General features: G+C 68.7%; 17 protein-coding genes. 7 read left to right on the top strand and 10 right to left on the bottom strand.

What is annotated here, in order from left to right:
• On the bottom strand, window positions 1-522 hold the full coding sequence (locus tag OH768_RS21090; protein ID WP_406465380.1) for a hypothetical protein: 522 nt from the start codon (window positions 520-522) through the stop codon (window positions 1-3).
• Window positions 523-588: 66 nt separating this feature from the next.
• A complete protein-coding gene (locus tag OH768_RS21095) occupies window positions 589-1,416 on the bottom strand; it encodes a glycoside hydrolase domain-containing protein (RefSeq protein ID WP_359603475.1) in 828 nt (275 codons plus the stop codon).
• A 411-nt stretch (window positions 1,417-1,827) separates the two neighbouring features.
• Between OH768_RS21095 and OH768_RS21100 the strand changes: the two genes are divergently transcribed.
• Complete coding sequence (locus OH768_RS21100; RefSeq protein ID WP_406455810.1) at window positions 1,828-2,184, top strand: hypothetical protein; 357 nt, start codon at window positions 1,828-1,830, stop codon at window positions 2,182-2,184.
• A 17-nt stretch (window positions 2,185-2,201) separates the two neighbouring features.
• Here OH768_RS21100 and OH768_RS21105 read toward each other — a convergent pair whose 3' ends face one another.
• On the bottom strand, window positions 2,202-3,983 hold the full coding sequence (locus tag OH768_RS21105; RefSeq protein ID WP_406455812.1) for an insulinase family protein: 1,782 nt from the start codon (window positions 3,981-3,983) through the stop codon (window positions 2,202-2,204).
• Entirely contained in the window at window positions 3,980-4,936 is a 957-nt protein-coding gene (locus OH768_RS21110) for a hypothetical protein (RefSeq protein WP_406455814.1), read from the bottom strand. The genes OH768_RS21105 and OH768_RS21110 overlap by 4 nt, the downstream gene beginning before the upstream one ends.
• 174 nt (window positions 4,937-5,110) lie before the next feature.
• Between OH768_RS21110 and OH768_RS21115 the strand changes: the two genes are divergently transcribed.
• Window positions 5,111-5,554, top strand: coding sequence for a hypothetical protein (locus OH768_RS21115; RefSeq protein WP_406455816.1), 444 nt, complete (start codon window positions 5,111-5,113; stop codon window positions 5,552-5,554).
• On the opposite strand, the gene OH768_RS21120 is transcribed toward OH768_RS21115, so the two are convergent.
• Complete coding sequence (locus OH768_RS21120) at window positions 5,544-5,984, bottom strand: ATP-binding protein (RefSeq protein WP_406455818.1); 441 nt, start codon at window positions 5,982-5,984, stop codon at window positions 5,544-5,546. The genes OH768_RS21115 and OH768_RS21120 overlap by 11 nt on opposite strands.
• Before the next feature lie 172 nt (window positions 5,985-6,156).
• Here OH768_RS21120 and OH768_RS21125 point away from each other — a divergent pair, with 172 nt between their 5' ends.
• Genes OH768_RS21125 through OH768_RS21140 form a run of 4 tightly spaced genes read left to right on the top strand, consistent with a single transcriptional unit; the run spans window position 6,157 to window position 8,050 of the window.
• Window positions 6,157-6,993: a helix-turn-helix domain-containing protein gene (locus OH768_RS21125; protein WP_406455820.1), complete on the top strand. Its 837-nt coding sequence runs from the start codon at window positions 6,157-6,159 to the stop codon at window positions 6,991-6,993.
• An 8-nt stretch (window positions 6,994-7,001) separates the two neighbouring features.
• Window positions 7,002-7,223 carry a DUF397 domain-containing protein gene (locus OH768_RS21130; protein WP_406455822.1) on the top strand — a complete coding sequence of 74 codons (222 nt, stop codon included), beginning with the start codon at window positions 7,002-7,004 and terminating at the stop codon, window positions 7,221-7,223.
• 40 nt (window positions 7,224-7,263) lie between these two features.
• Window positions 7,264-7,455, top strand: a complete 192-nt coding sequence (locus OH768_RS21135; protein WP_406455824.1) for a DUF397 domain-containing protein — start codon at window positions 7,264-7,266, stop codon at window positions 7,453-7,455.
• A 58-nt stretch (window positions 7,456-7,513) separates the two neighbouring features.
• Window positions 7,514-8,050, top strand: a complete 537-nt coding sequence (locus OH768_RS21140) for an SUKH-4 family immunity protein (protein ID WP_406455826.1) — start codon at window positions 7,514-7,516, stop codon at window positions 8,048-8,050.
• A gap of 144 nt (window positions 8,051-8,194) precedes the next feature.
• Here the strand turns inward: OH768_RS21140 and OH768_RS21145 are convergent, their stop codons facing one another.
• From OH768_RS21145 to OH768_RS21160, 4 genes are all read right to left on the bottom strand, one after another.
• Entirely contained in the window at window positions 8,195-8,680 is a 486-nt protein-coding gene (locus OH768_RS21145) for an SUKH-4 family immunity protein (RefSeq protein WP_406465381.1), read from the bottom strand.
• 12 nt (window positions 8,681-8,692) lie between these two features.
• Window positions 8,693-19,741 (bottom strand): LamG-like jellyroll fold domain-containing protein, encoded by an 11,049-nt coding sequence (locus OH768_RS21150; RefSeq protein ID WP_406455828.1) that lies wholly within the window; start codon window positions 19,739-19,741, stop codon window positions 8,693-8,695.
• 302 nt (window positions 19,742-20,043) lie between these two features.
• Window positions 20,044-20,799, bottom strand: coding sequence for an HNH endonuclease family protein (locus OH768_RS21155; RefSeq protein ID WP_406455830.1), 756 nt, complete (start codon window positions 20,797-20,799; stop codon window positions 20,044-20,046).
• 204 nt (window positions 20,800-21,003) lie between these two features.
• The gene (locus OH768_RS21160; protein WP_406455832.1) at window positions 21,004-21,912 is read right to left on the bottom strand and encodes an SCO6745 family protein; all 909 of its coding nucleotides are present in this window, start codon (window positions 21,910-21,912) and stop codon (window positions 21,004-21,006) included.
• A 106-nt stretch (window positions 21,913-22,018) separates the two neighbouring features.
• Between OH768_RS21160 and OH768_RS21165 the strand changes: the two genes are divergently transcribed.
• The gene (locus OH768_RS21165; RefSeq protein WP_406455834.1) at window positions 22,019-22,639 is read left to right on the top strand and encodes a TetR/AcrR family transcriptional regulator; all 621 of its coding nucleotides are present in this window, start codon (window positions 22,019-22,021) and stop codon (window positions 22,637-22,639) included.
• A gap of 385 nt (window positions 22,640-23,024) precedes the next feature.
• On the opposite strand, the gene mfd is transcribed toward OH768_RS21165, so the two are convergent.
• Window positions 23,025-26,555 carry a transcription-repair coupling factor gene (gene mfd / locus OH768_RS21170; protein ID WP_406455836.1) on the bottom strand — a complete coding sequence of 1,177 codons (3,531 nt, stop codon included), beginning with the start codon at window positions 26,553-26,555 and terminating at the stop codon, window positions 23,025-23,027.
• Between the last annotated feature and the right edge of the window lie 153 nt (window positions 26,556-26,708).

Below are 26,708 nucleotides of genomic sequence, written 5' to 3' on the forward strand. Positions count from 1 at the left end.
CTACTCCTCAGCCCGTTCGACCACCGGGCCTGCTGTCTGCTCGACCACCGGGCTGCCTGTCCGATCGACCACCAGGTCGCCTGCCGCCCGATCAGCCGCAAGGTCCCGCACCGGGTCGATCGCGAGGTCCTCCGCGCGGTCGACGGCCAGGCCTGCCGCCTCGTCGGCCACCGGGCCACCCGCGCGGCCGGCCGCAAGGTCCCCCGCCCGCCGCGGCCACGCCCGCCACGCGTGCGCCGAGGCGCCCGCCATGGACAGCGTGACCAGCAGCAGGTCCACGCCGAACAGCGCGCCGTGCGTGTCGACGGGCGTCAGCGCGAGTTCGGTGATCCAGGCCGCGAGGACCGCGGTGAACCCGGCGAAGGCCAGCCAGTCGGCGCGGGTGCGGCGGCGCAGGGCGAGGACGAGGGACGGGACGGGACAGAGCAGGCCCAGGCTGACGACCGGCAGCGCGGCGAACCCCACGCGCACGGCCGGCGTCCGCAGCACCGGAGCGGCAGACGCCCTCAGCACCCTCAACATCCTCATCGTCGCCCTCACCCCTCGCCCTTCAACACCCGGCGCTCAGCAGGTTCTCCGTGCTTCTGCTCAGCCGGTGATGGCCACCGGCGCGTCCCACGCGTCGCGGTCCACGGTGATCGTGTAACCGCCGCGGGTCTCCTTGCTGTTGACGAGGTACTGGTGGGCGCGGCTGTGGTTGGTGAACTGGGTGGAGCCCCACGGCCAGTCCGAGGTGGTCGTGTAGACCTTGTCCCACAGCGCGTACCAGAGGTTGCCCGGCAGGTCCGTCTTGTTGGTCGCCGTCGCGATCGCCTTGGCGCTGGAGCTGGAGAAGCCGTAGAGGCCGGTGCGGTAGATCTTGACGTGCAGTTCCTTGTCGAAGGCGCGCACGTAGGTCAGCACGGCGTTGTTGCACGACGTGTTCGTGATGTCGTACGACTCCATATCCAGGTAGATCGGGCTGCCGGCCTTGAAGCCGAGCGCCGAGGCCTTGGCGACCGCGTCGTCCGCCTCGCTCTTGCCGACGGCCGCGGCGGTGGTGGCGCTGATCTTCACCGAACCGCCGGAGCCGCAGGACGGCTGGGAGCCGACGTAGAGCGGGATGAACTTCCAGCCGACCGTGCTGAGGGACTTGACCCAGGAGGCGGTGAGGTTGGGCTGGCTGCAGCCGCGGTTCTTGCCGCCGATGTAGACGGCGGCGCCGCCGTAGAAGCCGTCGGTGTGCCAGGCCTTCATCGCCGCGAGGGAGGGGGCGGCGCAGGTGTCGAAGGCGTGGCCCGTGTAGGTCTTCTGCGCGGGCCAGGTGGTGGCGGCCATCGAGGTCTGCGCGGCGATACCGCCTCCGGCGACGACGGCGGCACCCGCGACGCCCCAAGCGATGTATCTGCGCTTCTTCGACTGCCGATGCTCGGACACGAAAAACCCCACCCCTGTTCATGACAAGCGGACGTGTACGACGTCCGCCGGAAAGTTGTCGGCCCCCTGAGGGCCCCGGAAGCTGCGCGGGTCCGGCGCGGCGACGCCGTAGGACTACGGTCGTACGGCCCTGGTACGGAACTGTCCGTGCGCGCGCGGGATTTGGGACCCCAGCGAATCGCACGATAATCGACGGTGTCCTTCGGCCTGGAAAACGGATCCTCTCGATCGCCACAAGATTCCCTCACGACACGGCAAAAACTCCCGTACCGGGGAACGCGGACCGGACAAACGCCGTACCAGTGCGCGGACATGGCGGGCGTCCGCCGGGTCGCGGGACGGTTCACATGGCCGTTCGTCCCCCGGGCGGCGCCCCGTGCCATAACCTTGGCCCGACCTTGGGGGGTTGACATGGCAAAACGGCTCGAAGCCGGCTGGGGACAGCGGATCGCCTGGGTGTTCCTCGCCTGGGGGTCGTGCGGCCTCCTGATGTGGGTGCCCTTCCTGTACGCGGCGATCCGTCGCGGGCGGGGTTCGGACTGGGGCGCGTTCGCGTCCTTCCTGCTCTACGAGGGCGTCACTCTGCCGTGGGCGGCATCCGGCGGCAGTTCCAGCGGCGACCCGTTCCTCGGCCTGGCGGTCGTACTGACCATGCTGATGGCCGCCGGACTGCTGCTGTTCGGGATGTTCGACACCCCGCCCCCGAAGCAGCAGCTGTATGTGGGCATGCCGGTGCCCCCGCAGCAGGGGAACCCGTACCTGAGGTAGATCCCGGACCTCCTGAGTCACGCCCGCCGGGTGCGCCGCAGGATCCGTACCGCGGGCCAGACGATCAGTCCGGTGACGGCCCACAGGAAGCCCGAGAGGCCGAGCCATTCGCCGGTGCTGCTGTCGGGGTCGTGGCCGAAGACTGTCGTCGCGAGCGCGATGAAGGCGAACAGCCCGCCCAGCAGGAAGAGGACGACCAGCGCGGCGGTCTGTCCGCCGGTGCGCCGGGCGGACGCGGCACCACCGCTCTCGGCGGCCGGCGCCGCCGCGGGCGCCTCCGCGCGCGGGGCAGTCTGCCGCGGCGGCAACTGCACGCGCGCGTGCGGCGGTACGGCCGCGTCGAGGACCGCCATCGTGTGCGCGTCGACTCCGTAGAGGCCGGGTTCTACGGCGACGGCGAGACCGTCGGTCCCGATGAGCCGCCGCCCGCCGTCGGGCCAGCTCAGCACGGCGGCGCAGGAACGGTACGGCACGGTCACCGCGAGGTCGCCGCCGTCGCGCCCGCGCACGGTCACGCTGACCCCGTCGTCCCCGACCACCAGCGCGGACCCGTCCTTGGCCACCGCCTCGAAGCGCCGCCCGGTGACGGCGTACGTCGAACGGACCGGCGCCTCCGCGTACCCCGCCCAGCTCGCACTGTGCCCCGAGGGCACCTGCAACAGCGCGGTCCCGGCGGCCTCCAGGGCCACCGCGTGCAGATGACCGGGCGTCACCGACCACAGCTCGTGCCGCAGTTCGTCGAGCCCGCGCGGCGCCCGTCCGGCGAGCAGGTCCTCCGCCGCCCCGGGCAGCCGCCGTACGGCCGCGTCGGCCGCCGTCAGTCCCGCGTCGGCCCGCGTGCGTACGGCCTCCAGGTCGGCCTGCGCGATACGGCCCGCCTGGAGCGCGGCGAGGACGTCGACGAAGCCGCCGAGCACCGCGTCCTGTTTGGCGGGCAGGGAGTCCGCGAAGGCGGTGAGGAGGGCGTGGCCGTCGCGGCGGGAGGCGTAGTCGGTGGCGGCGGTGTAGGAGTTGCCGTCCTCCTGACGCAGGGCGCGGGAGAGTTCGCGTTCCAGGACCCCGGCGTAGAGGCGGGCGGCGGCGGTGTCGGTGACGACGGCGTCGAGCAGGACTCCGCCCTGGCCGTCGGCGAAGTGGGCGGGTGTGGTGGGGAGCGCGGAGGTGACGGCGGGGAGCGGGTGGCGGGCGCCCGGGGGCAGCTTGAGCGCGAGTCCGGCGGGGAATCGCTCGCCGGCGATCCACAGCACGGCGTTGCCGCCGGTGAACCAGGTCTGCGTCCAGTGCCGCACGTCCTCCGGGCGCAGGTTCCTGACCCCCCACTCGGGGTAGCTGACCAGGCCGTAGCCCTGGGCGCCGTAGCGCCACAAGGGGAGTTGGCCGGGATCACGGCGGGACTCCTCCGTCCGGAGGATCTCCTTCTCCGTCTCCAGGCGCTCCATGGGGAGGTCGGCGAGGGAGGCGCAGACGCCGTGGAGGTAGTCGACGATCTCGTGTTCGGCGCCCTCCACGTGGAAGTGGGTGAAGGCGGCCTTGGTCGCGCCGTTGTAGTGGTAGTCGGCGAGGCCGTGGCGGTACAGGGCGAGGTGTTCGACGAGGTGGGTGACGCCGGCGCGGGCGAGGGTCTCGTCGGCGGTGCCGACGCGGAAGACGAGTCCGGCACGGAGGGGGCCCGGGGCGTAGGCGAAGAGGGTTGGTATGCCGTCGACTTCGGTGAGGTGGATGGCGTTCATGGTGGGGTCGGCGGCGGCGAACCGGCCGTCCTGGGAGGCCCGGTGGTCCTGGTGGTCCTGGGGGTTCATCTTCGGCCTCTCAGGGCGGTGTCGCGGTGCTGGACGTACATCTCGGCGGGCTTGCCGAGGTAACTCCACGGATATTCGGAGGCGAGATTGCCGAGGGCCTGGAAGTGCGCTGCGGCCTGCGCGGTGTCGCCGATCAGGGAGAACAGCGCGGCGAAACTCCCCTGGCCGGTGACCCAGCCGTACGGCCGCGCGAACTGCGGGTGGAACACGGACCGTTGGGCCGCCTCGACGAGCTCGGCGTGGACGTGGGGCTGCCGCAGATACTCGGAGCGCTTGTCATCGTCTCCTAGGTCGAGCCAGTGCTCGATGTGCGCCTCGGCAACGAGTCCGCCGTTCAACGCCCCCTGGGGCGCGGTGAGTAGACACTCCCGCGCGAACCCGTGGGCCTCCTCCCAGGTGCCGCCCCACTTGGGGCAGAGCTTCTGGAGGAGACGGGCCTGTCCGGTGAAGTGGTGCGGGTGGTAGCGGGCGAGGCGGTTGTAGCGGCGCCTGGACTCGTTCTGTCCGAGGGACAGGCCGCGGGCGGTGTTGAGACGGGCAGCCCAGGCGGCGTCGTAGGAAGGGTCCAAAGCCGTTGCCCGGATGAGGAGTTGCTCCGCCTCCCGCAGGTGTTCGTGGAACGCCTTGAACTGCTCACGGCTGACGTTCTTGGCCCGCGCGCCGGTCCGTATCTCCCACCCGACCTCGATGAGCCGGGTCCCGAGCACGGTGAGCGCGAGAACGTCGTGCGGTACGGCGGCCAGTTGCCGCCGCAGCGCGTGCTCGAAACCGTCGTCCTCGGCCAACACGCCCACGACGAAGGCCCGGTCGGTACCGGGCGGCAGACTGTCGTGGTACTGCCGGACGGCGGCCCAGTCGGCCGCGGCGGCGGCCTGACGCAACCAGGTGACCTCCGGGAAGGCGGAGGCGAGTTCGAAATCGGGGCCGGGATCGGCTCCCGGGGCGGATGACATGCGGCGGATCCTAGGCGAGGCCTGTGACATCGCGGGTGGCGGGGAATCGGCAGGTCAGAGATGGGGTGAGCGTGGGTTTGACTTGACCGTCGGCGAACCTTCCGTCCAACTCCCGTTCACCCGGGCCTCATAATGTCCGCACTTTTCCGTACGTACGTCCCTTAGGAGATCGCCATGTCCCTGAACGCCCGCCGCAACCGCCAACTACTCGAAGCGGCAGCCCCGTTGCTCCTCCAGGGCGAAGTCGTCGAGTTCACTTCCCTGGCCGCGATCGGCTCGGTCTCCGTCCGCAGGCAGGCCCTGACGGCTGCTGTGGTGGGGGTGTTGAGCGCGGGGACGGTGATGGCCACGGTCACGCCACGTCCCATGTACATAGCGCTCACCGACCAGAGAGTCCTGTTCTTCGACGGCAACAGAGGTGGAAAGCCAGGCAAGTTGGTGCTGAACCTGCCGCGTCCGTACATCTCGGCGGGCGGTTCGAAGAAGGCGTTCCTGGGGCTGCAGTTCACCACGAGGCTGTCGGTGGCGGGGCAGGAACAGGGGTTGAAGGTGACGTTTCCGGTGCAGCATCGGGGCGACGGGCCGAAGTTCGTGGGGGCGTTGCCGGTCACGCGGTGAGCAGTTCGCACCAGACGTATTTGCCGCGCGTGCCGTGTCTGGCCAACGGCTGCCAGCCCCAGAGGTCGGCGCAGGCGCGGACCAGTGCTAGCCCCCGACCGCCCTCGGCGTCCGTGACCAGCTCCAACGGCCGTGACGGGGGCGGGGGTTCAGGGTCGGCATCCCAGGCGCCGATCCGCAGCACTCCCGCCTCCCAGCGGACGCGCAGGTCAGCGGGCCCTTTCGTGTGCCGTACGGCGTTGGAGACCAGCTCGGCGGCGAGGAGTTCGGCGGTGTCGACGAGGCCGATGAGGCCGTGGACGGTGAGAATGAGACGGAGGGTGCGGCGGCTTACGGTGACGGCTCGGGGGTCGTTGGGGATGGAGAGGGAGTACTCCCAGGGGGCGGGGGGTTCGGTCTGGGATTGGACTGGGGCTTCGGTTTCGGGCATGGGTCAACTCCGTTCAGGTGAAGGGGAGTTCGCGCGGTGGCTCTGCCACGGCCGTCACGGCATGACGGAGTGGTGCACTTCCGCAGCGTGTGCGTTGCATCACCGACGGTAGGGGTAACCTGTAACCCCACGCAAGCCGATTGCGTAATCACCGCCGAACGAGGAGCAAGTGATGGTCCAGAGGCGCGAACCAACCGCACGTCAGATGCGCCTGGGGATTGAACTGCGCAGGCTCCGCGAGGCGGCAGGGCTCACCGCCGTCGAGGCAGCAGCACTGCTGGGGGCAAACCGCGTCCAGATGAGCCATATCGAATCCGGACTCGTGGGCGTGAGCGAGGAACGAGTACGCCGACTCGCATCCCACTACGCCTGTACGGACAAGGAGTTCATCGACGCGCTGGTCGCGATGGCAACCGATCGGACGCGGGGCTGGTGGGAGGAGTACCGGGGCCTACTGCCCACGTCGTTCCTGGACCTGTCCGAACTGAACCACCACGCCACGTTCCGGCGCGACGTCGCGATCCTGTACGTGCCCGGTCTGCTCCAGACGGAGGATTACGCCCGGGCGGTCTTCTCCGCGAGGGTGCCCGAACTGACGGATGACGAGCTTGAGTTGCGAGTCAGCCACCGACTGGCAGGCCAGAAGATCTCCATTCCCTACGAGTTGGTGATCCACGAGTCGGCCCTACGGATCAGAGTCAGCGACCGAGTCGCCTCCCGAGCCCAACTCACCAGGCTTCTGGAGCTCTCCGAGGCGAACAACATCACCGTACGTGTCATCCCCTACGACTTGGATGGCTTCGCCACAGCCGCCAGCACCATGACGTACGTGGGTGGACTCGTCCCCAAGCTGGACACGGTGGTACGTGACGTACCCCATGGCTCGGCCTTCATCGACTCCGAAGCACAGCTCGGCGCCTTTCGAACCCGTTTTCGTAAGGTAGAAGCCGCGTCACTCGACCCCGAACGGTCACGCGACTTCATCCACCGGCTGACGAAAGAGCTGTGAGGCACCCCATGGACAACTGGCGGAAGTCGTCCCACTCCGGCCCCGACGACGGCAACGAGTGCGTGGAGATCGCGACTTCCCCCACGCGCACACACATCTCCATACGCGACTCGAAGGCGCCGGCCCGCGCCATGCTCACCTTCCCCGGCGGAACCTTCCACGCCTTCATCGAGAGCCTCAAGACGGACACCGTGCAGGAGCACGTCACCCGAACCCGAACGATCGCGTGACTTCATCCGCGAACTGGCTCAGGAACTGTGAGGTACTCCGATGGACAACTGGCGGAAGTCGTCCTACTCGGGCCCGGACGACGGCAACAACTGCGTGGAGATCGCGACCTCCCCCACATGCACGCACGTGTCCGCACGCGATTCGAAGACGCCGGCCGGGGCCATGCTCACCTTCCCTGCGGGAGCCTTCGCCACCTTCTTGACGATCGCAGAGATCGACGGCCCGGCATGAACAGTCAACGGCGTGATCGAACTGTTCGGCCACAGTCACCCGCCTGGGAAGGGATGTCATGATCACCCATGCAGACCTTGCAGCTTGGGCTGGTCCGGGCAATGTCCACCGCGCGACGCGGCAGACCGTCGCCGAGTGGGACATCCCAGCCGAGGCGAAGCACATGCTGACCGGCGTCGGAATCCCGATCACCGAGCAGATCATCACCCACGTCCCCTACCAGAGCGAGCTGTCTCCGCAGCTGGTGGCCTCCGACGGTCGACGGTTCTACAAGCTCACGATCTCCCAGATACCCGGCTTGGACCACTGGCAGGCCTTCGGTGTCCAGCCGGTCACAGGCGAGGTCCACCGCATCGAGTGGACCGGTGAAGCCCGGTACACCAACGGTTCGGTCGAGCGGTGGCTCTTGTCTCTCCACCACTTCGGGCGTCACCTCAGCCAGTCCCAGGTGCTTGAGGATCCATTCGAGGACGAAGATGCCGCACTGAATGAGCTGAAGGCTCTGGCCGACGATCTCAAGGAGATCGATCCTGCGGCATTCGAGGGCTACGAGGCCTTCACCTGGCCGGCGTTCCTCGACCGGTGGCTTTGGTGATGCCGACTGCCCTCGTCGCACACGACCCAGGGGACACGACATGACCAAGCACTACTTTTAGCGGCAGTCCGATGAATCCACTTGGATTAGTCGAATCTTCCGAAGCCAGCACCACACCCTCCTCGTTCACCACATGACTTCCCTCTAGAGCGACCCTTCATAATAGTCGCCAATCGACACATCGTGAACGAATGACGGCCAGAATCCATCCGAAAACTCTAGGCACATGGGGTCAATTTTTCTGATCGAGTCAGCAACCATCTGACCAGCCTTGCGCTTTACCTCAATGGCGTCATCGAAGAAGTAGAATGGAAACTTCTCCTGAATCCACAAGATGCAAGCGACGAAAGACGTCAGGTTCTCGTTCGAAAAAACCGGACACTCGTCAGAATCGAGCCCAAAGAACACCGATCCCGTATCGATATCGACAAAGAATTGGAAATCTTCATCGAAGGCGCCGATCGAAATCAGACTCTGCCCAGAACCAGTCACAAATGGCCCAGTTCGAACCAGGTCAGCCTCAAACAGCAGAGTCTCCACAGGGAGGCCCTGGGTCATGAGATACGTCCTGGCATCACCGTTCACGACCGTCCGAGCTCGATCTTCATCCCATCGAATCGTCTCGATCATTTCCACGCTTTCTCATCTGAAAAGACCGTTGACGGCTGCATCCCTAGCTGCGGTTGAAGCTATCGCCAATGGCGTTCCCGACTTGTCCCAATCCCAACTCCATGACCTTCCCCGGAGATTTGGTAGATTATTAAGAATCTTGGAACACCGGGATATGCAGGGTTTAAATTCTGAGTACATCTCCGTTATATAGGTCTCGTCAACCCCAGGGAGCATACCGCCTCTGAGTGCCTGAACGATCCCCTGCTCCGCATGGGTCTTGCCCACGGATCGGCCTACGACAATGCCCATATCTTCGCCGGTTACCGGGTGGGTCAGTTGAGCGGCCGCATAGTTGTTACCTGTGTTCCCTTGGGCAACTCGCGCCCTTTGAACAGCCTGACTCAACTTGGTCGAACCGTAGTCGACCTGCCCACAATCAATGTTGTGTACGAGCACCGATGTGGTGCCAGCGAGAACATAGTAAGTGTGAAGGCTACCGATGGTCAGGTCGTACGTCGTGGTGTTCGCGTGGTACAGCCGAACCCCGGTGACCTCGGCCGTCCCGGTCGGAGTCTGGAGGACGTCGCCGGCCTTCAGGTCCTTGCCCTCGACGAACGCCGACTGGGTCTCGTCGTAGAAGGGGTGGTGGAAGGTCGTCGTCAGGTGCGCGCCCTGCGCATCTGACGTGGCCCCGGCGGGCTTGGCGCTCTGCTCGGGCGTTGCCGAGGAGACCGCCGCGACCGTCTTGGTCGCCGGCTCTTGCGCCGTGCCGTGGCCGTGGCTCGCACCCAGCGCTCCCAGTACCGCCGCCGACGCCGCCAGCCCGAACGCCGCCTTGCGGGCAACCTTCTTGGCCAGGGACTTTGCGCCGTCCTTCACTCCCTGCTTCGCAGCGGCTTCACCCGTTGCCTTGACTGTCAGGTCCACGAAGTCATGGTCCGTGTGCGTCACGATCACCGCGGTGACCTCGTGCGCCTGCGTACCCGCCACGCCCGGCACCGAGTTGGCGATCGTGTCACCCACCCGTACTCGGTCGATCGCCTTCGTAGAACCGTCGGCCATCAACACCCGCGTCGAACCAGTGAAACTGTGTGTCTCAGGTTTGCCGGTCTTGCAGGACGAGCCCGACTCGCTCTCGCCGGCTTCCTCCGACTGGGATTGCGACTTAGTCCCCGCCCCCTCGGACTCCGCCGCCGAAGCCGCCTCATCCGTAGCGTCCGCCGCCCCGGCCTCCCCGGCTTCACTCGCCCCCTTGCCGAACAGCCCCCCGACGACCTCCATCGCCTTCGGAGCCGCCTTGGCAAGGAGTTTTCCGCCCAGGGAACCGAGCGCACCGCCCAGCGCCCCAGTCACCGCACCCTCGACCGCCGACCCCGCGAACGCTCCCGCGCTGCAGTCCCCGCCGCCGTTCTGGGCGCACTTGAAGCCCTGCTCGACCAGTGAACCCGCCGCGCCCGCCAGCGCCGCGCAGCCGATCGTGCCCACGCCCCACGTCGCTGCCTCGCAGCCGGCGAAGACCGCCGTGGAGACCACGATGGACGTGATCGCCGCCGCGTGGTTCTTGATGAACTTGCCAGTCGTCTTCACCGCCTTGACCGTGGCGTGGTACGCGGTGCGGGTCGCATGCGCGACCGCCTTGGCCGCCTTCTTCACCGTGTGCGCGACCTTGTGCGCCGCCTTCTTCACCGCGTGGACGACGCGATGCGCGACCCTTGATGCCTTGTGATACGCCGTATGCACCGCATGGACCGCCGCGTGGTACACGCGTTTCACATGTCTGACTGTGTAGTGGTAGACGCGCCTTGTTACTCGTACCGTCGCCCGGTACACGTCCCGCACCTTGTGCACGACCTTGCGGGCCGCGTGCTTCACGGCGTGAACTACCTTGCGGGCCACGTGCTTTGCCGCGTGGTAGACCTTGTGGACCACGTGCTTGGCCTTCTTGGCCACGTGCTTGGCGGCCTTCACCTCGCACGAACCCGTCCACCAGGAACAGTGACCCGACTCGTCCGTGCCCACCATCGGGTTGTCGTCGACGTACGCGAAGGGGTTCGCCGCCACCGAGTCCGGGCTCGGGTCCAGGGACACGCTGTCCTTGTTCAGGAACTCGCCCGTGTTCGGGTTGTACCAGCGGGAAGCCGTGCCGACGTCGCCGGTGCCCGGTTCCGTCCAGCCCGACTGGAAGCCCAGGTGACCTATCAGCGACAGCGTCGCCGTCACCTTGCCGAGGGGGTCGTACGTCGCCGAGCCCGACAGGGACGTAGCACCCGACGTGAACGTGCCGACCACGTCGTCGTGCAGGTCTGTCAGGGCCAGGGCCCCGGCAGACGCGCCTGTTTGTTTGATACCTACCAGGCCGCCGCCCGGGTCGTATGTGTAAGCGTCGTCCCCGTCCGTCGCGATCGTGTTGTCCGCGCCCGAGTAGGCGAACGTACGGGTCGATGACGCGGCCGTGTTGGTGTCCGTGATGTTCCGGCCCAGGGCGTCCAGCGTGTAGGACTGCGGGCCGGCGACTATCTGGCCGCCGAAGGCGTCCGTCTTGAACGCGGCCGTGCCGTTCGCCGTCGACGACTCCTGGGTCATCGTGCCGCGGGCCGAGTAGGAGTACGAGTTGGTGCCGTCCGAGGTCAGCTGGTCGCGGGCGTCGTACGTGTAGACGTCCGCGCCGACCCGGACCCGGTTGCCCGAGGCGTCGTACTGGTACGCCGTCGTGGCCGTGCCGTTGTTCCAGGACGTCAGGCGGTCCGACCAGTCGTAGGTGTACGTGTTCGTCGACGCGCCCGTCACGCCCGCCGTCGTCTTCGACGTCAGGTTGCCGTTGTTGTCGTAGCCGTAGGTGAAGTTCGACAGCGTGGTCGCGCCCTGGACCATGACGTCGTTCGAGAGTTCGTGGGCGCTGTTGTAGGTGAACGTTCGCGTCTGGCCCGTGCTGCCGTACTTGATCGTCTTCAGGTCGTTCAACTGGTCGTACGTGTACGAGAGATGGGTGCCGGTCGCCGCGTCGTCCAGCGTGGACAGGCGGCCCGCCGTGTCGTAGCCGTAGGACTGGGTGCCTGCCGCGTCCGTGCGACTCAGCATCGAGCCGTCGTCGTTGTACGTGAAGCTCGACGCGCCCGCCGAACCCGAGGCTGACAGGACGTCGCCCCGGTCGTCGTACGTGAACGCGTCGTGTGTGGACGCCTGGTGGTCCGCGGCGCCGACCGTGCCTGCCTCGTCCGTGTCCGCCGAGGTGACTCGGCCGTCGGCGTCGTAGGAGAAGCTGTGCTTCGCCGAGGCCGCCTCCGCACCCGTGCCCGTCATCGTCTTGAGCTGGTTGTTGGAGTCGTACGTCATCGACGTCGTGACGCCGCCGGGGGCGGTGGCCGAGGTGACGTTGCCGTCCGCGTCGTAGGCGAAGGTCGTCGTGGAGTCGGCGGCCGAGGTGTATTGGCTCGTCGTCGGCTCGGTCACCGTCGCCTGCTGGCCCCAGGGGGTGTAGCCGTAGCGCCAGGAGTTGCCGCGGCCGTCGGTGAAGCGGGTGCGGTTGCCGGCCGCGTCGTAGCCGAAGGACGTGGTGATCGACGTTGTCGCGTCTACCGGCTCCACCTGCTGGGTGATCGTGCCGGCCGCGTCGTAGGTCCAGCGGGTGGTGTGCTGGTTGGCGTCGGTGGCCGCGGTCAGGTTGCCGTTGCCGTCGTACTGCTGCGAAGTGCCGTACAGATACGCGCCGATGGCGTCGTAGCTGCGGGTCGCCGTCGGGTCGTCGTTGACGTTGTAGTCGGTGGTCGTGTAACTGCCGTCCGCCAGCGTCGTCTTGGTGGGGTTGTCCTCGAAGTCGTAGGCGTACGAAGTGGAGTTGCCCGCGCCGTCCGTCGTTTTCGTGACGTCGCCCGCACGGTTGTAGGCGTACGTCGAGGTCACGCCGCCCGGGGTCGTCGTCGAGGAGACGTGGGCGCCGTAGGGGTTGCCGGTGGTGACGGCGTAGGAGTTCGTCGTGGTCAGCGTGCGGGTGGAGGGGTAGCGCTCCAGGGTGGTGGAGGTGACCTGGCGGCCCAGGTAGTCGAAGGTCGCCTGCGCCTGCGCGCCTGTGCCGTCGGTCGCCGTGCGCTGTTCGCCGTTGGTGTCGTAGGTGGCGTGCGTTTTCGTGCCGTCGGGCTCGGTTATCTGGGCCAGGTCGCCCAACTGGTCGTAGAGGTACGACGTCGTCCTGCCGCCCGGTGTGGTCTCGCCGGTCTGGTTGCCCTCGCTGTCGTAGGTCCAGACTGTCGTGCCCGCGTTGGGAGTTGAGGCTCCGGCGGGGGTGTACGACGGGAGGGTTTCGCTGACCTTGTTGCCCACGGCGTCGTAGGCGGTGGTGGTGACCAGGCCGGTCGGGTCCTTCTCCGCGACGGCCTCGCCGAAGGTGTTGAAGCCGCTGGCGGTGACCGGGTTGACGGGCGCGGCGTTCGCGGCGGTACCGTCCGGCTCCGACTGGACCGTCGGTGCGGTGGTGAGCGCGAGGTTGCCGGCCTGGTCGTAGGCGTAGTTGGTGGTGTGCTGTTCGGGGTCCGTCGTGGAGGTGGGCAGACCGCGCTTGTCGTACGTGTACTTGGTGGTCTGCTGGTCGGAGGAGCCGACCGTGCCGCCCGAACGGCCCTTGCCGTACAGGGAGGTGATCTCGCTCGTCGACAGGGCCCGCTGGTAGGTCTGGACGTTGCTGACCGCGCCGTTCACGGCGTTGCTGACCGCGCCCGAGGCGGTCTTCGCGCCGCCGATGGACAGCGGGCCCGCGCCGGTCCAGGGGGCGGGGTTGCTGGCGGTGCCCGCGAGGGTGCCGTTGACGTACAGGTTCATGGTGCCGGTCGACGCGTCGAAGGAGCCGACCAGTTGGGTCCACGTGTTGAGCGCGGGGGTGCTGGAGGCGTAGGCGTTGTAGTACGCCGACGGGGTGCCGGAGGAGTCCGTGCTCGGGGAGATGAGACGGAAGACGCCCTGGCTGGAGGCGTACTGGAGGTAGAAGGAGGAGCGGTTGGTGCCGCCCTGCGCGACGAAGGTGCGGAACGTCGAGGTGTCCGACAGCTTCACCCACGCCGAGACGGTGTAGGAGGAACTGGTGTCCAGGACCGGTCCGTTGGTGGCGGCGATGTCGCCGTTGCCGGAGGTGTCGCCGCTGAACTGGGCCGCGTCGTCCGACCAGGTCACGCCGGATCCGGCGGTGACGGTGTTGCCGGTGCCGGAGGCGTCGGTGACGGACCGGCCGGAGGTCTGGTTCAGCTTCCACCAGCCCGACGGGTGCCCTGAGGCGTCGCCGTACAGCGTCTCGCTGAGCAGGTTGCCCATGTCGTCGTAGGTGTCGGTGGTGGTGCGGTCGTAACCGGTCGCGTCGTGGTCGTTCTCCGACGCGACCTGGTCGTCCGGGGTGTACGAGACGGACGTGACCCGGTCGACACCGGTCGGGTCGACGGTCGTGGACGTGGTGCGGCTGGAGGCGTCGACCGTGAACTGGGTGACGTTCTCGCCGTTGTCGGTCGTCTGGGTCAGCAGGTTGCCGGCCGCGTCGTAGGCGTCCGACTCCAGGACATAGCTGCTGGTGCCGTCGGAGCTGGTCTTCTTCACCGTCGCGGTGAGGCCGTCGTCGGTGTAGGTGTACGACGTCGTGTTGCCCATCGCGTCGGTGACCGAGGCCAGCCGTCCGGCCGGGTCGTAGGCCCGCGAGGACTCGACCAGTTTCGCCGCGGTCTGCGGGGAGACCGGGTCGCCGGTGTACATCAGGCTCTGCGTGAGCAGGTTGCCGTTGTCGTCGTAGGTGTAGTCGGTCTCGTTGCCGGCGCTCGTCACCTCCTTGGTCTTGTTGCCGGAGGTGTCGTAGGTGTAGGTCGTCGTATTTCCGTAGGACGTGCCGGCCGCGACGTTGGCGTCGGACTCGGTCAGCAGCCGGTCGTAGGCGTCGTAGGTCTGGGTCTCGGTGCGCGGGGCGTCGCCGCCCTGGGCGTCGGAGACGGTCTGGGAGAGGACGTCGCCGTCGTCGTCGTAGACCGTGCTGGAGACAGCGGCGTGGTCGGCGCCCTGCACGCGGTCGGTGATCTTCGGGTCGTGCTCGGTGATCACCTGGCCGTTCTTGTCGTACTCGTAGCTCGTGGTCAGACCGGCCGGGTAGGTGTCGGAGACGACGTTCTGGCCCAGGACCTGGCCGACGTTGTCGTAGGTGTACGACGTGACCAGGCCGATGGCGTCGGTGGTGGAGGCGACGTCGCCGTTGGTGAAGTACGACACGGAGTTGACCGCGCCGCCGGGGCTGACCGTCTTGACCGGGAGGCCCTTGGGCACGACTCCGCCGTTGGCGGACGGGTAGGTGCTGGTGCCGTCGCTGTAGACGGTGGTCGTGGCGCGGCCGGCCGGGAAGCCGGCCACGGCCGGGCCGGTGACGGTGGTCTGGTTGCCCGCCGTGTCGTAGGTGTACGACGTCAGATAGGTGTTGTCCGTCGCGGACGTGGAACGGCCGTCGCGCTCGGTCAGCAGCTGGTCGTTGCGCGGGTCGGCGGTGGTCAGCTGGGCGGTCGTGTCGTCCGGGTAGTACGTGTAGTACTCGGTGTTGCACTTGTTGGCGACCTGGTCCTGGCAGGACGTGGACGAGACGATGTTGCCGCGGACGTCGTGACCGGTGGTGGTGACCGCGCCGTTGGGGTCGGTGACCGTGTGCTCGAAGCCGGCCGTGTCGTAGCCGAAGCTGGTCTTGTTGCCGAGGCCGTCGGTCTCGGTCAGGGCCCGGTTGCCGTTGTCGACGTCGTAGGTGTACGTCAGCGTGGACGTGGTCGGCGAGGTCACCTTGACCGTCTCGACCGGGAGCAGACCGCTGGAGTTCTTGCCCGCCTCGACATGTGCGGCGACGTCGGCCGCGCTGAGCGCCGTGTGGTAGAAGGCCGCGTCGGCGATCGAACCGGTGAAGTGGCTGACGTCTGCCGGGGAGTCGAGCCAGCTCTTGGCGAAACCGGCGCCGAGGTAGAGGTGGTTGTAGGTCTGGTCGGCCGGGGTGCCGGTGTAGCTGGACTGCTGGACACCGTCCAGGTACAGGGTCTGGGTGGCGCCGGAGGCCGTGAGGGCCACGTGGTGCCAGGTGTTGTCGGTGACCGTGCCGGTCGAGCCGAACGCCGTCGATGCGGAACCGCTGCCCGAGTAGTAGTGGCCGTGCAGTTTGTTGTCGCTGCCGACGTACAGCAGGGGCGCATAGGTGCCGGACACGGTGGTCGCGCCGGAGATCGCCGCCGACTGGGCGCCGGCGATGACGCCCTGCGAGGCGGTCTTGAACCAGAGTTCGAGGCTGCGGTCGCTGGTGCCGAACTGCACGGACGTCGGCAGTTCGACATACGAGGAACTGCCGTTGAAGGTCGCGGCCTTGGCGTCGCTGAACGGGCCGGTGGCGCCGAGCGTCACCCCGCTGTACGTGCCGTTGCCTCCGTGTACCTCGTTGAGGGCCGCGGTCGCGCCGGCCGCCTCGCCGAGCCGGTAGTAGCCGGCCGGTCCGCCGCCGAGGACCGCGCCCCGGTAGGTCTGGCTGGAGCCGGTGACGGTGGGCGCGGCGAGCTTCCAGACGCCGCCGTTCTCGTCGGTGAGCTGGGTGAGCGCCGTCGTCGCCGGGTCGTACGTCATCGTCGCGAAGGACTTGCCCGAGGGGCGCTTGATCGAGGTGAGCAGGGACGCCGAGTGAGTGCCGTACTGGTAGAGGGCGTTGACGTCGGCGGCGACCAACGGCCGTCCGTACCAGGCCGCGTCGGCGATCGAGCCGTTGAAGTACGTCGCGTACCCGGTGCCGTCGCTGGTGCTGCTGTTCGCCTCGTCGGGCCAACTGCCGCCCAGGAAGCCGGTGCCGAGGTAGTTGAAGACCTGGTTCTTGCCGAAGGCCACCGCGCTCTTGATGGAGACGGTGCCGGTGCGCGAGCCGACCTTCGTGTTGTCCAGGAACAGCGTCTGCGAGTTGCCCGCGGCGCTCAGCACCACGTGGTGCCACTTGCCGTCGGCCACGGACGCCGAGGACACGATCGGGTTGATACCGCCGCTGTACCAGAACTCGGCGTTCAGTTTGCCGTCCGAACCCACGTACACCGACGGCGTGTAGAAGCCGGCGGCCTTCCCCGAACCGATCGGCTGGGAGGCGTACGAGTAGAGCACGCCCGGTCCGGCCGAGGTCTTGAACCACAGGGACAGGGCGCCCGAGTCGGTGTCGTTGCCGGTGTTCTTCGGCAGGGCGACGTCGGAGGTGGTGCCGTTGAAGGAGGCCGCGGTGGAGGAGGAACCGGTGAGCGGGCCGGCCGCGCCCAGCGTCACGTTCTCGTAAGTCGCGTTCTTGGTGCCCTCGTTGGCGAGGACCGCGTCCTTGGCGGTGGTGCCCGAGCTCTCCGTGAGCGGCCAGGCCGCGCTCGGGTCGAGGTCGAGGGAGGCGTTCTGGTACTGCGAGCCCGTCGTGTAGCCGTACGTCGTGCACTTCGTCGTCGACAGCGGCGCGCACACGGTCGTCAACTGGTCGCCGGTGTAACCGTAGTTCCAGGTCAGTGCGGTCGTCGCGACGCCGGCGGTGACCGGGTCGGTGGTGACGGTCGCGACATGGGCGCCGAGGGCGCCGGACGGGGTGGACCAGGTGAGGGTCAGGGTGCGGCCGGACACGTTGGACTTCATCTGCGTGACGTGAGTGCCGGTCCAAGTGAGCGATATGGAGCGGCCGTTGGCGTCCGTGACGGAGGTGAGTCCGTAGTTGCCCGTGGTCAGCGGGGTGGTGAAGGCGTAGACCGTGTCGTCCTTGTCGGTCAGGCTGTAGCCGCCCGCGCTGACCGTGGTGAAGGTGGCCCAGCGGCCGGTGCCGGGCGCGAAGGTGCCGTCGCTGTTCTTGCCGTAGCCGACCTGTGAGCCGTCCGGATAGGTGACGTTGACGCTGGTGACCGCGCCGGCCGCGCTGTACTGCTCGGTGGCGCGCGCGTCGAAGATGGACGACCAGCCGGAACCGAAGGCTCCGGTCCAGCGCGGGTCACGGGAGTTGTAGTCGCGCTCGACGTCGAGGGACGGGCCGACGGTGGAGATCGAGGCGTCCGTGTCGGAGGTGGTGTAGTTGCCGATGGACGCGTCGAAGCCGTGGTCGCTGCTGTTCTGCGACAGCCCCGAGGTGATGACGGGCTGGGGCACCTGGACGGACAACTCGTAGGGATCGGCGGGCGAGTAGAGCCCGGTCGTCGCGTCGTACGCCTGCACTTCCCAGTTGTAGTTCTTGCCCCAGGCCAGCTTTCCGGTGGGGACCGTCCAGTCGCCGGTGGCGACCAGGCCGGAGTCGACGACCAGGGCGTTGTTCGCGTCGTAGACCTTGAACTGGTACTTGTTCGCGCTGCCGCTGGTGGAGTTGGCGCCGCCCGCCCAGGCGGTGAGCTCCGGGGTGGTGGTGCCGACGACCGCGTTGTCCGCGGGGAACTGCTCGTAGAGCTGCGGGGCGGTGTTCCCGGTGTAGGTGACGCTGAGCACCGGGCCGAGTCCCGGGTCGTTGAAGGAGCCGAACTGCTTCCAGTGCAGGGCGTCGGTCGTCGAGGCGTAGAGCGCGAGGCCGTAGTCGGCCGTCGTCCCGCTGAACCAGCCCTGGATCGCCGAGGTCGACAGCGTCACGGTCACCGTGTCGCCGACGGACCGGTCGGCCGCTTTGTTCGCGCAGGCGTTCGGCACGGTCGGGGTCGAGTTGCCGATGGAGGTGGTGCCGTAGGTCGGCCCGGGGTAGCTGGTGACCCCCTCGGGCGTCCAGGCCTGGGTGACGAGGGCGACGTCGAAACGCTCGGCGGTGCAGGTCGCGGCCCAGGTGTCGAACAGCTTCAACGAGGCCGCGGTGACCGTCAGACCGGTGTCGTCCCAGGCGGTGTCCCAGTGGTTGATGTAGCTCGCCGCGGAGTGCGTGCCCGAGTCGTACGAACCGACCTTGATCGTCTGCTCGTAGGAGTGGTCGCCCGTCGAGTCCGAGCCCGACTCGGCGTAGGTGGTGGTCCAGCCGTCGGTGACGGTCGGGTCGACGGTGACGGGGAAGACGCGGTGCGTGTCCTTCAGCCAGGTGTCGTCGAGGGTGATCCTCAGCGCGTAGCCGCTGCCGTCCCGCACGAGAGTGGTGGTGACGTCGTGGGTGGTGGTCGGGTCACCGGAGCGCGGATCGACCTTCGAGTCGTAGGCGTACGACGGAGGGACGCGCTCTACGGTCTTCCCGGCGGCGTCGCGCAGAACGATCGAGCCGTCCTTGTTCTGGACGGGGGTGAGTCCCTTGAGCTGGAGCGGGAAGGTCCAGGAGTTGCCGGCGTCCGCGGAGTGCAGGACGACCGCTTCCTTCACCCCGGTGGCGGTGGGGGCGACCTGGAGGTCGGTGTCGGTGAGGACACCCGGGTAGGTGACGCGTGAGCCGCCGTCGACCGTGCCCTTGACGGCCTGGGCGTCCTTCAGCCCGTAGGAGACGGTGTGCTGTGCGTCGGGGGCGAGGGAGACGAGCGCGGAGTCGTCAGCCTTGGGCGCGAAGTCGACGCCGACGGAGTTGGCCTTCTCGTGCCAGCGCCCGTCGGGTCCGGCCCGCACGTCCACGTCGATGGGCGCCCATGTGCCCTTGCCGACCTGGTAGTTGACGGGTGTCGGGGAGAGCTGTCTGGTGATCGACCCGTCGGCGTTGTCGAAGACGGTGTCGGTCCGCGAGGACTTGCCCGCGTCGCGCTTGCTCGTCTTGACGTCGAAACCGGCCTTGCCTGCGGCGCTCTTTCCCCGCTTCACGGACGCCGAGTGGGCGTGGTAGGCGGCGAGTTCGCCCTTGCCCTTCCCCGGCTTACGGCCCGCGCCCTGGTGTGCCTCGGTGGCGGCGGCGGAGACCCGGTGCCGCTTGCCGGCGGCCGTGCCGGACTTCTCCGACGGCAGCCGGCCCCAGTGCGGGTCCTTCAGCCAGGCGGTGAGCGAGGACAGGCTCGGCAACGAGACGTCCACGGCGTGCAGTTCGACCCCGTCGGCCATCGCCTGCTGCGTCGTCCACATCAGGGCGAGCGCGGTCAGCAGGAGCAGGGCGACACCACGGCGGGCGCGCCGCGTACGGCGGGGTGGGCGAACACGGCGAGCGAGCCGGATACGCACGACGAGGACTCCAACGGTCGACGGGCACGAAGCAGCCGTCGTCAGCCGATGCTTGACCGGGTCCTGACAGAACAGCCACAGAAACGCACAGATCTTGCCCATCACCAACAAAGACCGAACAGACCCTAGGAGAGATCATCGCCCGATCTTGACCATTACCCGGTGAACGCACCCGGAGTCACCCCGCATGCCCCTTTGTTCCTTGTGAACTCCTTTACCATTACAACGACTTGACCAGAACAGATCGTCATCTCCCGTGTATGTACTTCACGGGAAAGGGCTTGCCCTGACGGGCACTCAACTCACTTCGCGTGGAACCTGCTCGGCGCGCTCGTCGGGTTCCCGCCGGAGGGGAGCTTCTGGCCCGGACAGGTGGAGAGGACCTTCTTCATCGCGGCCTTCTCGGCGGCGGTGACCCACAGCCCGTACTTCTTCTTCACGGCGACCTGCGCGGCGACATACGTGCAGCGGTACGCCTTGTCGGGCGGCACCCAGGTCGCCGTGTCGCCGTCGCCCTTGCTGCGGTTGGCGCTCGCGCCGACGGTGAGGAGGTTGAGCGGATCGTTGGCGAGGGCTATTCGCTTGCCGGCGTCCCAGTACTTGGCGCCCTTCTGCCAGGCGTCGGAGAGGGCGACGAGGTGGTCTATGTCGACGAGGCTGGCTCCGCGACGGTAGGTCACCTCCTTGCCGGAGTACGGGTCGGATTCGAGGACGCCGTAGGACACCTTGCAGGTGCCGCCGGTGAACTTCACCTGCTTCAGGTCCCGTTTGAGGATGTCGTCCCTGGTGTCACAGCTGTTGGAGTCGGTGTCGGCCCAGGCGGTGCCGAACCGCTCGCGGGAGTAACCGGTCTTCGGCGCCCGCCCCTTGACGGTCAGGGACTCGGCGGCGGTGAGAGCCGCGCCCCCGCCGGTGCCTCCGCCGGTGCCTCCGCCGGAGTTCCCGCCGGAGTCACCGCCGGTCGTCGCTTCGGGCCCGGAGGCCCCTGTGGTGTCCTTGCATCCGGCGACGGACAACATGATCAGGACGGCTACGGCCGCCCCACCCCTCAGACGCATCACAGTGCGCCCCTCCCCTAGCTCACCCGGCCCCGCCCCTGCGGGGGCGGATATTGACCTGGTGCCCACGTTAGCGGCGGAGATGTCGCGAACATATGGGGCCCGGTGGCGCATGACGCGCAACTCGGGTGTATCGATACGACCTGGTCGGCGCGGGCGCCCTCACCTCGCACTCCCTCCCCACACTCTCTCCCCAAGCTCCTCTCAGACCTTGCCGATGCCCAGCGTCGACTCCGAGGGCAGCAGCCCGGAACCGAGCACGGCGACCCAGAACTCCCCCAGCAGATCGGCGAGTCGGCCGGTGTCGGCCCTGCCGAGGAACTGCCAGGGCTCGGCGGCCAGCCGGCCGGTGTGGCGCTCCACCTCCTGGCGCAGCTCGCGGCCCGCCCTCGTCGCCGTACCGAGGTCGTCCAACAGGCCGCGGGCGACCAGGCGTTCGCGGGCCGCCGCCCATTCCCGCGGGCTCCAGCCCCGGCTTTCGAAGCGTTCGACGGAGGCGGCTCCTATCGCGGCGAAGGAGACCAGGGACTCGACCGGGTCCAGGCCGGCGACGAGGAGGGCTGCGAGGTGGCCGTCGCCGCGGTGTTCGCGCAGGATCGTCGCCGCCTGCCACAGCTGGAGGTGGGGCTCCTCGGGCCAAGCCGACTCGGCGTTGGCAGCGGCGAGGGGGCGGCCGGCCGTGGTGACCGACTCGGCGGCGCGGCGGGCGAGGGCGGCGGCCTCCGCGAGTTCGGGGCTGTCGACACGGTCGCCGAATATCGCGCGGTAGGCCCGGTCCATTCCGCGCAGCCTCGCCTTCAGTACGGCGTCCGGGCTCGCGATGCGCCACGCGGGGTCGATGTGCTCGGCGACCATGCGGGGGTTGAAACTGTAGAAGGCGGAGGTCACCCGCTCGGCGCCGGCCGGTCCCAACGGGGCGGCGCGCAGCGGGAAGTAGCTCGGCCAGCGCTCCTCCGTGTCGTATCCGAGCGCGGCGGCCTCCTCGAAGACCTCCGGCGCGTAGTACAGCACCGCGTGGAGGGGTTCGAGCAGGTGCCAGAGCTGGCGCACCCGGCCCGGCTCAACGGTGGCGGGGTAGTTCGGGGTCTCCACTCCACGTACGTCTTCGGACATGGCGTAACTCCTCGTCGCGTCCCGGTCGTTCCACAACTTGACACTGACAAGATTGCCCCAGCCGCTCAAACTTGTCAATGCCTAGATTCGGCGTACGCTGCTGAGCATGAGTGCGACCAAGCCGACCAAGCCGACCAAGCCCGCCAAGCCGGCCAAGCCGGCCAAGAGCCCGTACCACCACGGCGATCTGCGCCGTGCCGTCCTCACCGCCGCGCTCGACGTCATCGCCGCCGACGGCCCGTCCGGGCTGAGCCTGCGGGACCTCGCCCGCCGTGCCGGTGTCTCGCATGCGGCGCCGGCGCATCACTTCAAGGACCGCACGGGCCTGTTGACGGCCATCGCGGCCGAGGGGTTCGGGCTGCTGGCCGCCACGATCGGGGAGGCGGCCGATCTCAAGGACGCGGGAGTGCGGTACGTGCGCTTCGCGCGCGAGCATCCGGCGCACTTCCAGGTGATGTTCGCGCCCGAGCTGCTGCGCGAGGGCGACCTCGAACTCGCCACGGCCCGCGCCCTCGCGAGCGACGCGCTGAGCGGCGCCGTCTCCGCCGTACCTCCCGAGGGCCGCGGCCCCGACGCCCGGCTCGCCGGAGTCGCCGCGTGGTCCTTGGCGCACGGCTTCGCGACGCTGCTGCTCGGCCACAATCTGGACGGGGCGGTGGGTGAGCGGGAGCCGGAGGAGGTGTTCCGGGTGCTGGCGGGGATGCTGTTCCGCGGCGCGGCCGGCTGATGCCGTGCGCGGTTGCCCCGCGCGATGGCCGGGCCGACCGCGCCGGGGCCACCCGGGCGGGGGGGGCGACCCGGGCGGGGGGCCACCTGGGCGGGGGCGACCTGGGCGGGCTCGCTGTCGCCGCTCAACTCGCCGTACGCGAAAGGCCGGTGGGCGCCTTCAGGCGGGCAGGCCCGAGCCCGCTCCGGACGTCAGGCCCGAGCCCGCTCCGGACATCAAGCCCGGGCCCGCCCCGGACATGCCGCCGGCCGATCCCGTCGGCGGACCGGGCGGCTGTACGCAACTGGAGAAGCGTGACACCTTCCCAAGAAGTGCCACGCTCTTCCCGAAGGGTGCCCCCGCCGCGCCGGACTCGCCAAGAGCGCGCCAGGCCTCCACACCGCCGCTACGACCCCAGGATCGTCGCCAGGAACTCTCCCACCCAACCCAGCAACTCCCGCCCCACCAACGGCTTTCCGCCCACCCTGGACGTCTTCGGGCGGGGGACGAGGATCTGGTGGGCGGCCGGCTTGATGACGGTGCCGGGGTAGAGGCGCTTGAGGCGCAGTTCCTGGGACTCACGCAACTCCACCGGTGCGAAGCGGATGTTGGTGCCCTGGAGGACGATGTCGGCGACGCCGCACGCGCGCGCGAGCATGCGCAGGCCCGCCACCAGGAGCAGGTTCTCCACCGGCTCGGGCAACTTGCCGTAGCGGTCCACGAGTTCCTCGCGTACGGCCTTGATGTCCTCCTCCGTGTTGGCGGAGGCGATGGAGCGGTAGGCCGACAGGCGCAGGCGCTCGCCGGGGGCGTAGTCGTGCGGGACGTGGGCGTCGACCGGGAGCTCGATCCTGACCTCCAGGGGCGGCTCCTCCTCGACCCCGCCCTCCAGAGAGGCGCGGTAGTCGGCGACGGCCTCGCCGACCATGCGGACGTACAGGTCGAAGCCGACGCCCGCGATGTGGCCGGACTGTTCGCCGCCCAGGAGGTTTCCGGCTCCGCGGATCTCCAGGTCCTTCATCGCCACATACATGCCCGCGCCCATCTCCGTGTGCTGGGCGATGGTGGCGAGGCGCTCGTGGGCCGTCTCCGTGAGGGGCTTCTCCGGGGGGTACAGGAAGTAGGCGTAGCCGCGTTCGCGGCCTCGGCCGACCCGGCCGCGGAGCTGGTGGAGCTGGGACAGGCCGAAGTTGTCGCCTCGTTCAACGATCAGCGTGTTCGCGTTGGAGATGTCGATGCCGGACTCGACGATCGTGGTCGACACCAGGACGTCGAACTTCTTCTCCCAGAAGTCGACGACGACCTGCTCCAGGGCCTGTTCCGACATCTGGCCGTGGGCGGTGGCGATGCGCGCCTCCGGGACGATCTCGCGCAGTCGCGCCGCCGCGCGGTCGATCGATTCCACCCGGTTGTGGATGTAGAAGACCTGGCCCTCGCGCAGGAGTTCGCGGCGGATCGCGGCGCCGATCTGCTTCTCCTCGTAGGGGCCGACGAACGTCAGCACGGGGTGACGCTCCTCCGGGGGCGTCGTGATCGTCGACATCTCGCGGATGCCGGTGACCGCCATCTCCAGGGTTCTGGGGATCGGGGTGGCGGACATCGTCAGTACGTCGACGTTGGCGCGCAGCTTCTTCAGCTGCTCCTTGTGCTCGACGCCGAAGCGCTGCTCCTCGTCGACGATGACCAGGCCGAGGTCCTTGAACTTGGTCTCGGAGGAGAACAGGCGGTGGGTGCCGATGACGAGGTCCACGGAGCCCTCGCGCAGGCCCTCCAGGGTCGCCTTCGCCTCCGTGTCGGTCTGGAAGCGGCTCAGCGCCCGTACGTTGACCGGGAATTGCGAGTACCGCTCGGTGAACGTCCCGATGTGCTGCTGCACAAGCAGCGTCGTCGGGACGAGGACGGCGACCTGCTTGCCGTCCTGGACGGCCTTGAAGGCGGCCCGTACCGCGATCTCGGTCTTGCCGTAGCCGACGTCGCCGCAGACCAGCCGGTCCATGGGGACCGACTTCTCCATGTCGTCCTTGACCTCGGCGATGGTGGTCAGCTGGTCGGGGGTCTCCGCGTACGGGAAGGCGTCCTCCAGCTCGCGCTGCCAGGGCGTGTCCGCGCCGAACGCGTGCCCCGGGGCCGCCATCCGGGCCGAGTACAGCTTGATGAGGTCGGCCGCGATCTCCTTGACGGCCTTCTTGGCGCGCGCCTTGGTCTTCGTCCAGTCGGCGCCGCCCAGGCGGTGGAGGGTGGGGGCCTCGCCGCCGACGTACTTGGTGATCTGTTCCAGCTGGTCGGTGGGGATGTAGAGGCGGTCGCCGGGCTGGCCGCGCTTGGCGGGGGCGTACTCGACGACCAGGTACTCGCGCGTGGCGCCCTGCACCGTGCGCTGCACCATCTCGATGTAGCGACCCACGCCGTGTTGCTCGTGGACGATGTAGTCACCCGTCTCCAGGGTGAGCGGGTCGATGGTCTTGCGGCGGCGGGCCGGCATGCGGGCGCCGTCCTTGCCGGCGGCCTTCTGCCCGGAGAGGTCGGTCTCGGTGAGGACGGCGAGCCTGAGCGCCGTATCGACGAAGCCGTAGTCGATCGAGCCGGTCGCCACGTGCACCACGGAGGGGGCGATTTCCCCGAGGTCGGTCTCCAGGCGGGCCGCGACGCCCTCGCTGCCGAGGACCTCGACGGTGCGGGCGGCGGGGCCGTGGGCCTCGGTGACGAAGACCGTGCGCCAGCCGTCGGCGAGCCAGCCCTTGGTGTCGGCGAGGGCCTTCGCGGTGTCGCCGCGGTAGGTCTCGGGGGCGTGCATGCCGAGCTTGAGAGTGTCCGCGTCCAGTTCTTCATCAGCGGCGAACGGCGAGACGGACCACCACATCATGTCCAGCTCGCGCGCCCGGTCCCGTACGTCCGCGATGGACCACAGGGAGGCCGCGTCGACGTCGATGGGCGCCTCGCCGCCGCCCGCGGTGGCCGCCCAGGAGGCCTGCAGGAACTCCTGTGAAGTGGCTACGAGATCGGCGGCACGCGTGCGTACCCGCTCCGGATCGCATACGACGGCCATCGCGCCCTTGGGCAGCACGTCGAGCAGCAGCTCCATGTCGTCGACGAGCACCGGGGCCAGCGACTCCATGCCTTCTACGGCGATGCCCTCGGCGATCTTGCCGAGCAGCTCGCCCAGTTCGGGGTGGGCCTCGGCGAGGGCACGCGCGCGCGTGCGGACGTCTTCCGTCAACAGGAGTTCACGGCAGGGGGGTGCCCACAGGCCGTGGTCGGCGACCTCCAGGGAGCGCTGGTCGGCGACCTTGAAGTAGCGGATCTCCTCGACGTCGTCGCCCCAGAACTCGACGCGCAGGGGGTGTTCCTCGGTGGGCGGGAACACGTCCAGGATGCCGCCGCGTACGGCGAACTCGCCGCGCCGCTCGACGAGCTCCACGCGCGCGTAGGCGGCGGCGCCGAGCGCGTCCACGACCGCGTTCAGGTCGGCGGACTGGCCGGACCTCAGGGCGACCGGCTCCAGGTCTCCGAGACCCTTGACCTGCGGCTGCAGCACGGACCGCACGGGCGCTACGACGACGGAGACCGGGCCCGTCTCCGGGTCGTCGTCCCTCGGGTGGGCCAGGCGGCGCAGCACGGCGAGGCGACGGCCCACGGTGTCGCTGCGCGGGCTCAGCCGCTCGTGCGGGAGGGTCTCCCAGGAGGGGTACTCCACGACGCCGTCCGCCGGGAGCAGCGAGCGCAGGGCTGCGGCCAGGTCCTCCGCCTCACGCCCTGTCGCGGTCACGGCGAGGACGGTGCGGCCGGCCTCACGCGCGAGTGCGGCGACGGCGAAGGGGCGGGTCGCCGGGGGGCCGACCAGGTCGACGTGCATGCGGTTGCCGTCGGCCGCCGCCCTGGTCGCTTCCGCGAGGGCGGGGTCCTTGACTACGGCGTCGAGCAGACCGTGCAGACTCATGGAGGGGCGCTTCCGTCCGGGGGGTGGGCAACACGAAGGGCCCGACGCGCGGTGTGGGGCCGGGGGGTTCCAGCGTACGACGACGGTGGCGTGGCCGGGGTTGGTGCTCGCGTACCAGGGGGCTCCGCCCCCTGGACCCCCGGAAAGCCTTTG

The organism is Streptomyces sp. NBC_01622, from assembly GCF_045209635.1.
Classification (GTDB): domain Bacteria; phylum Actinomycetota; class Actinomycetes; order Streptomycetales; family Streptomycetaceae; genus Streptomyces.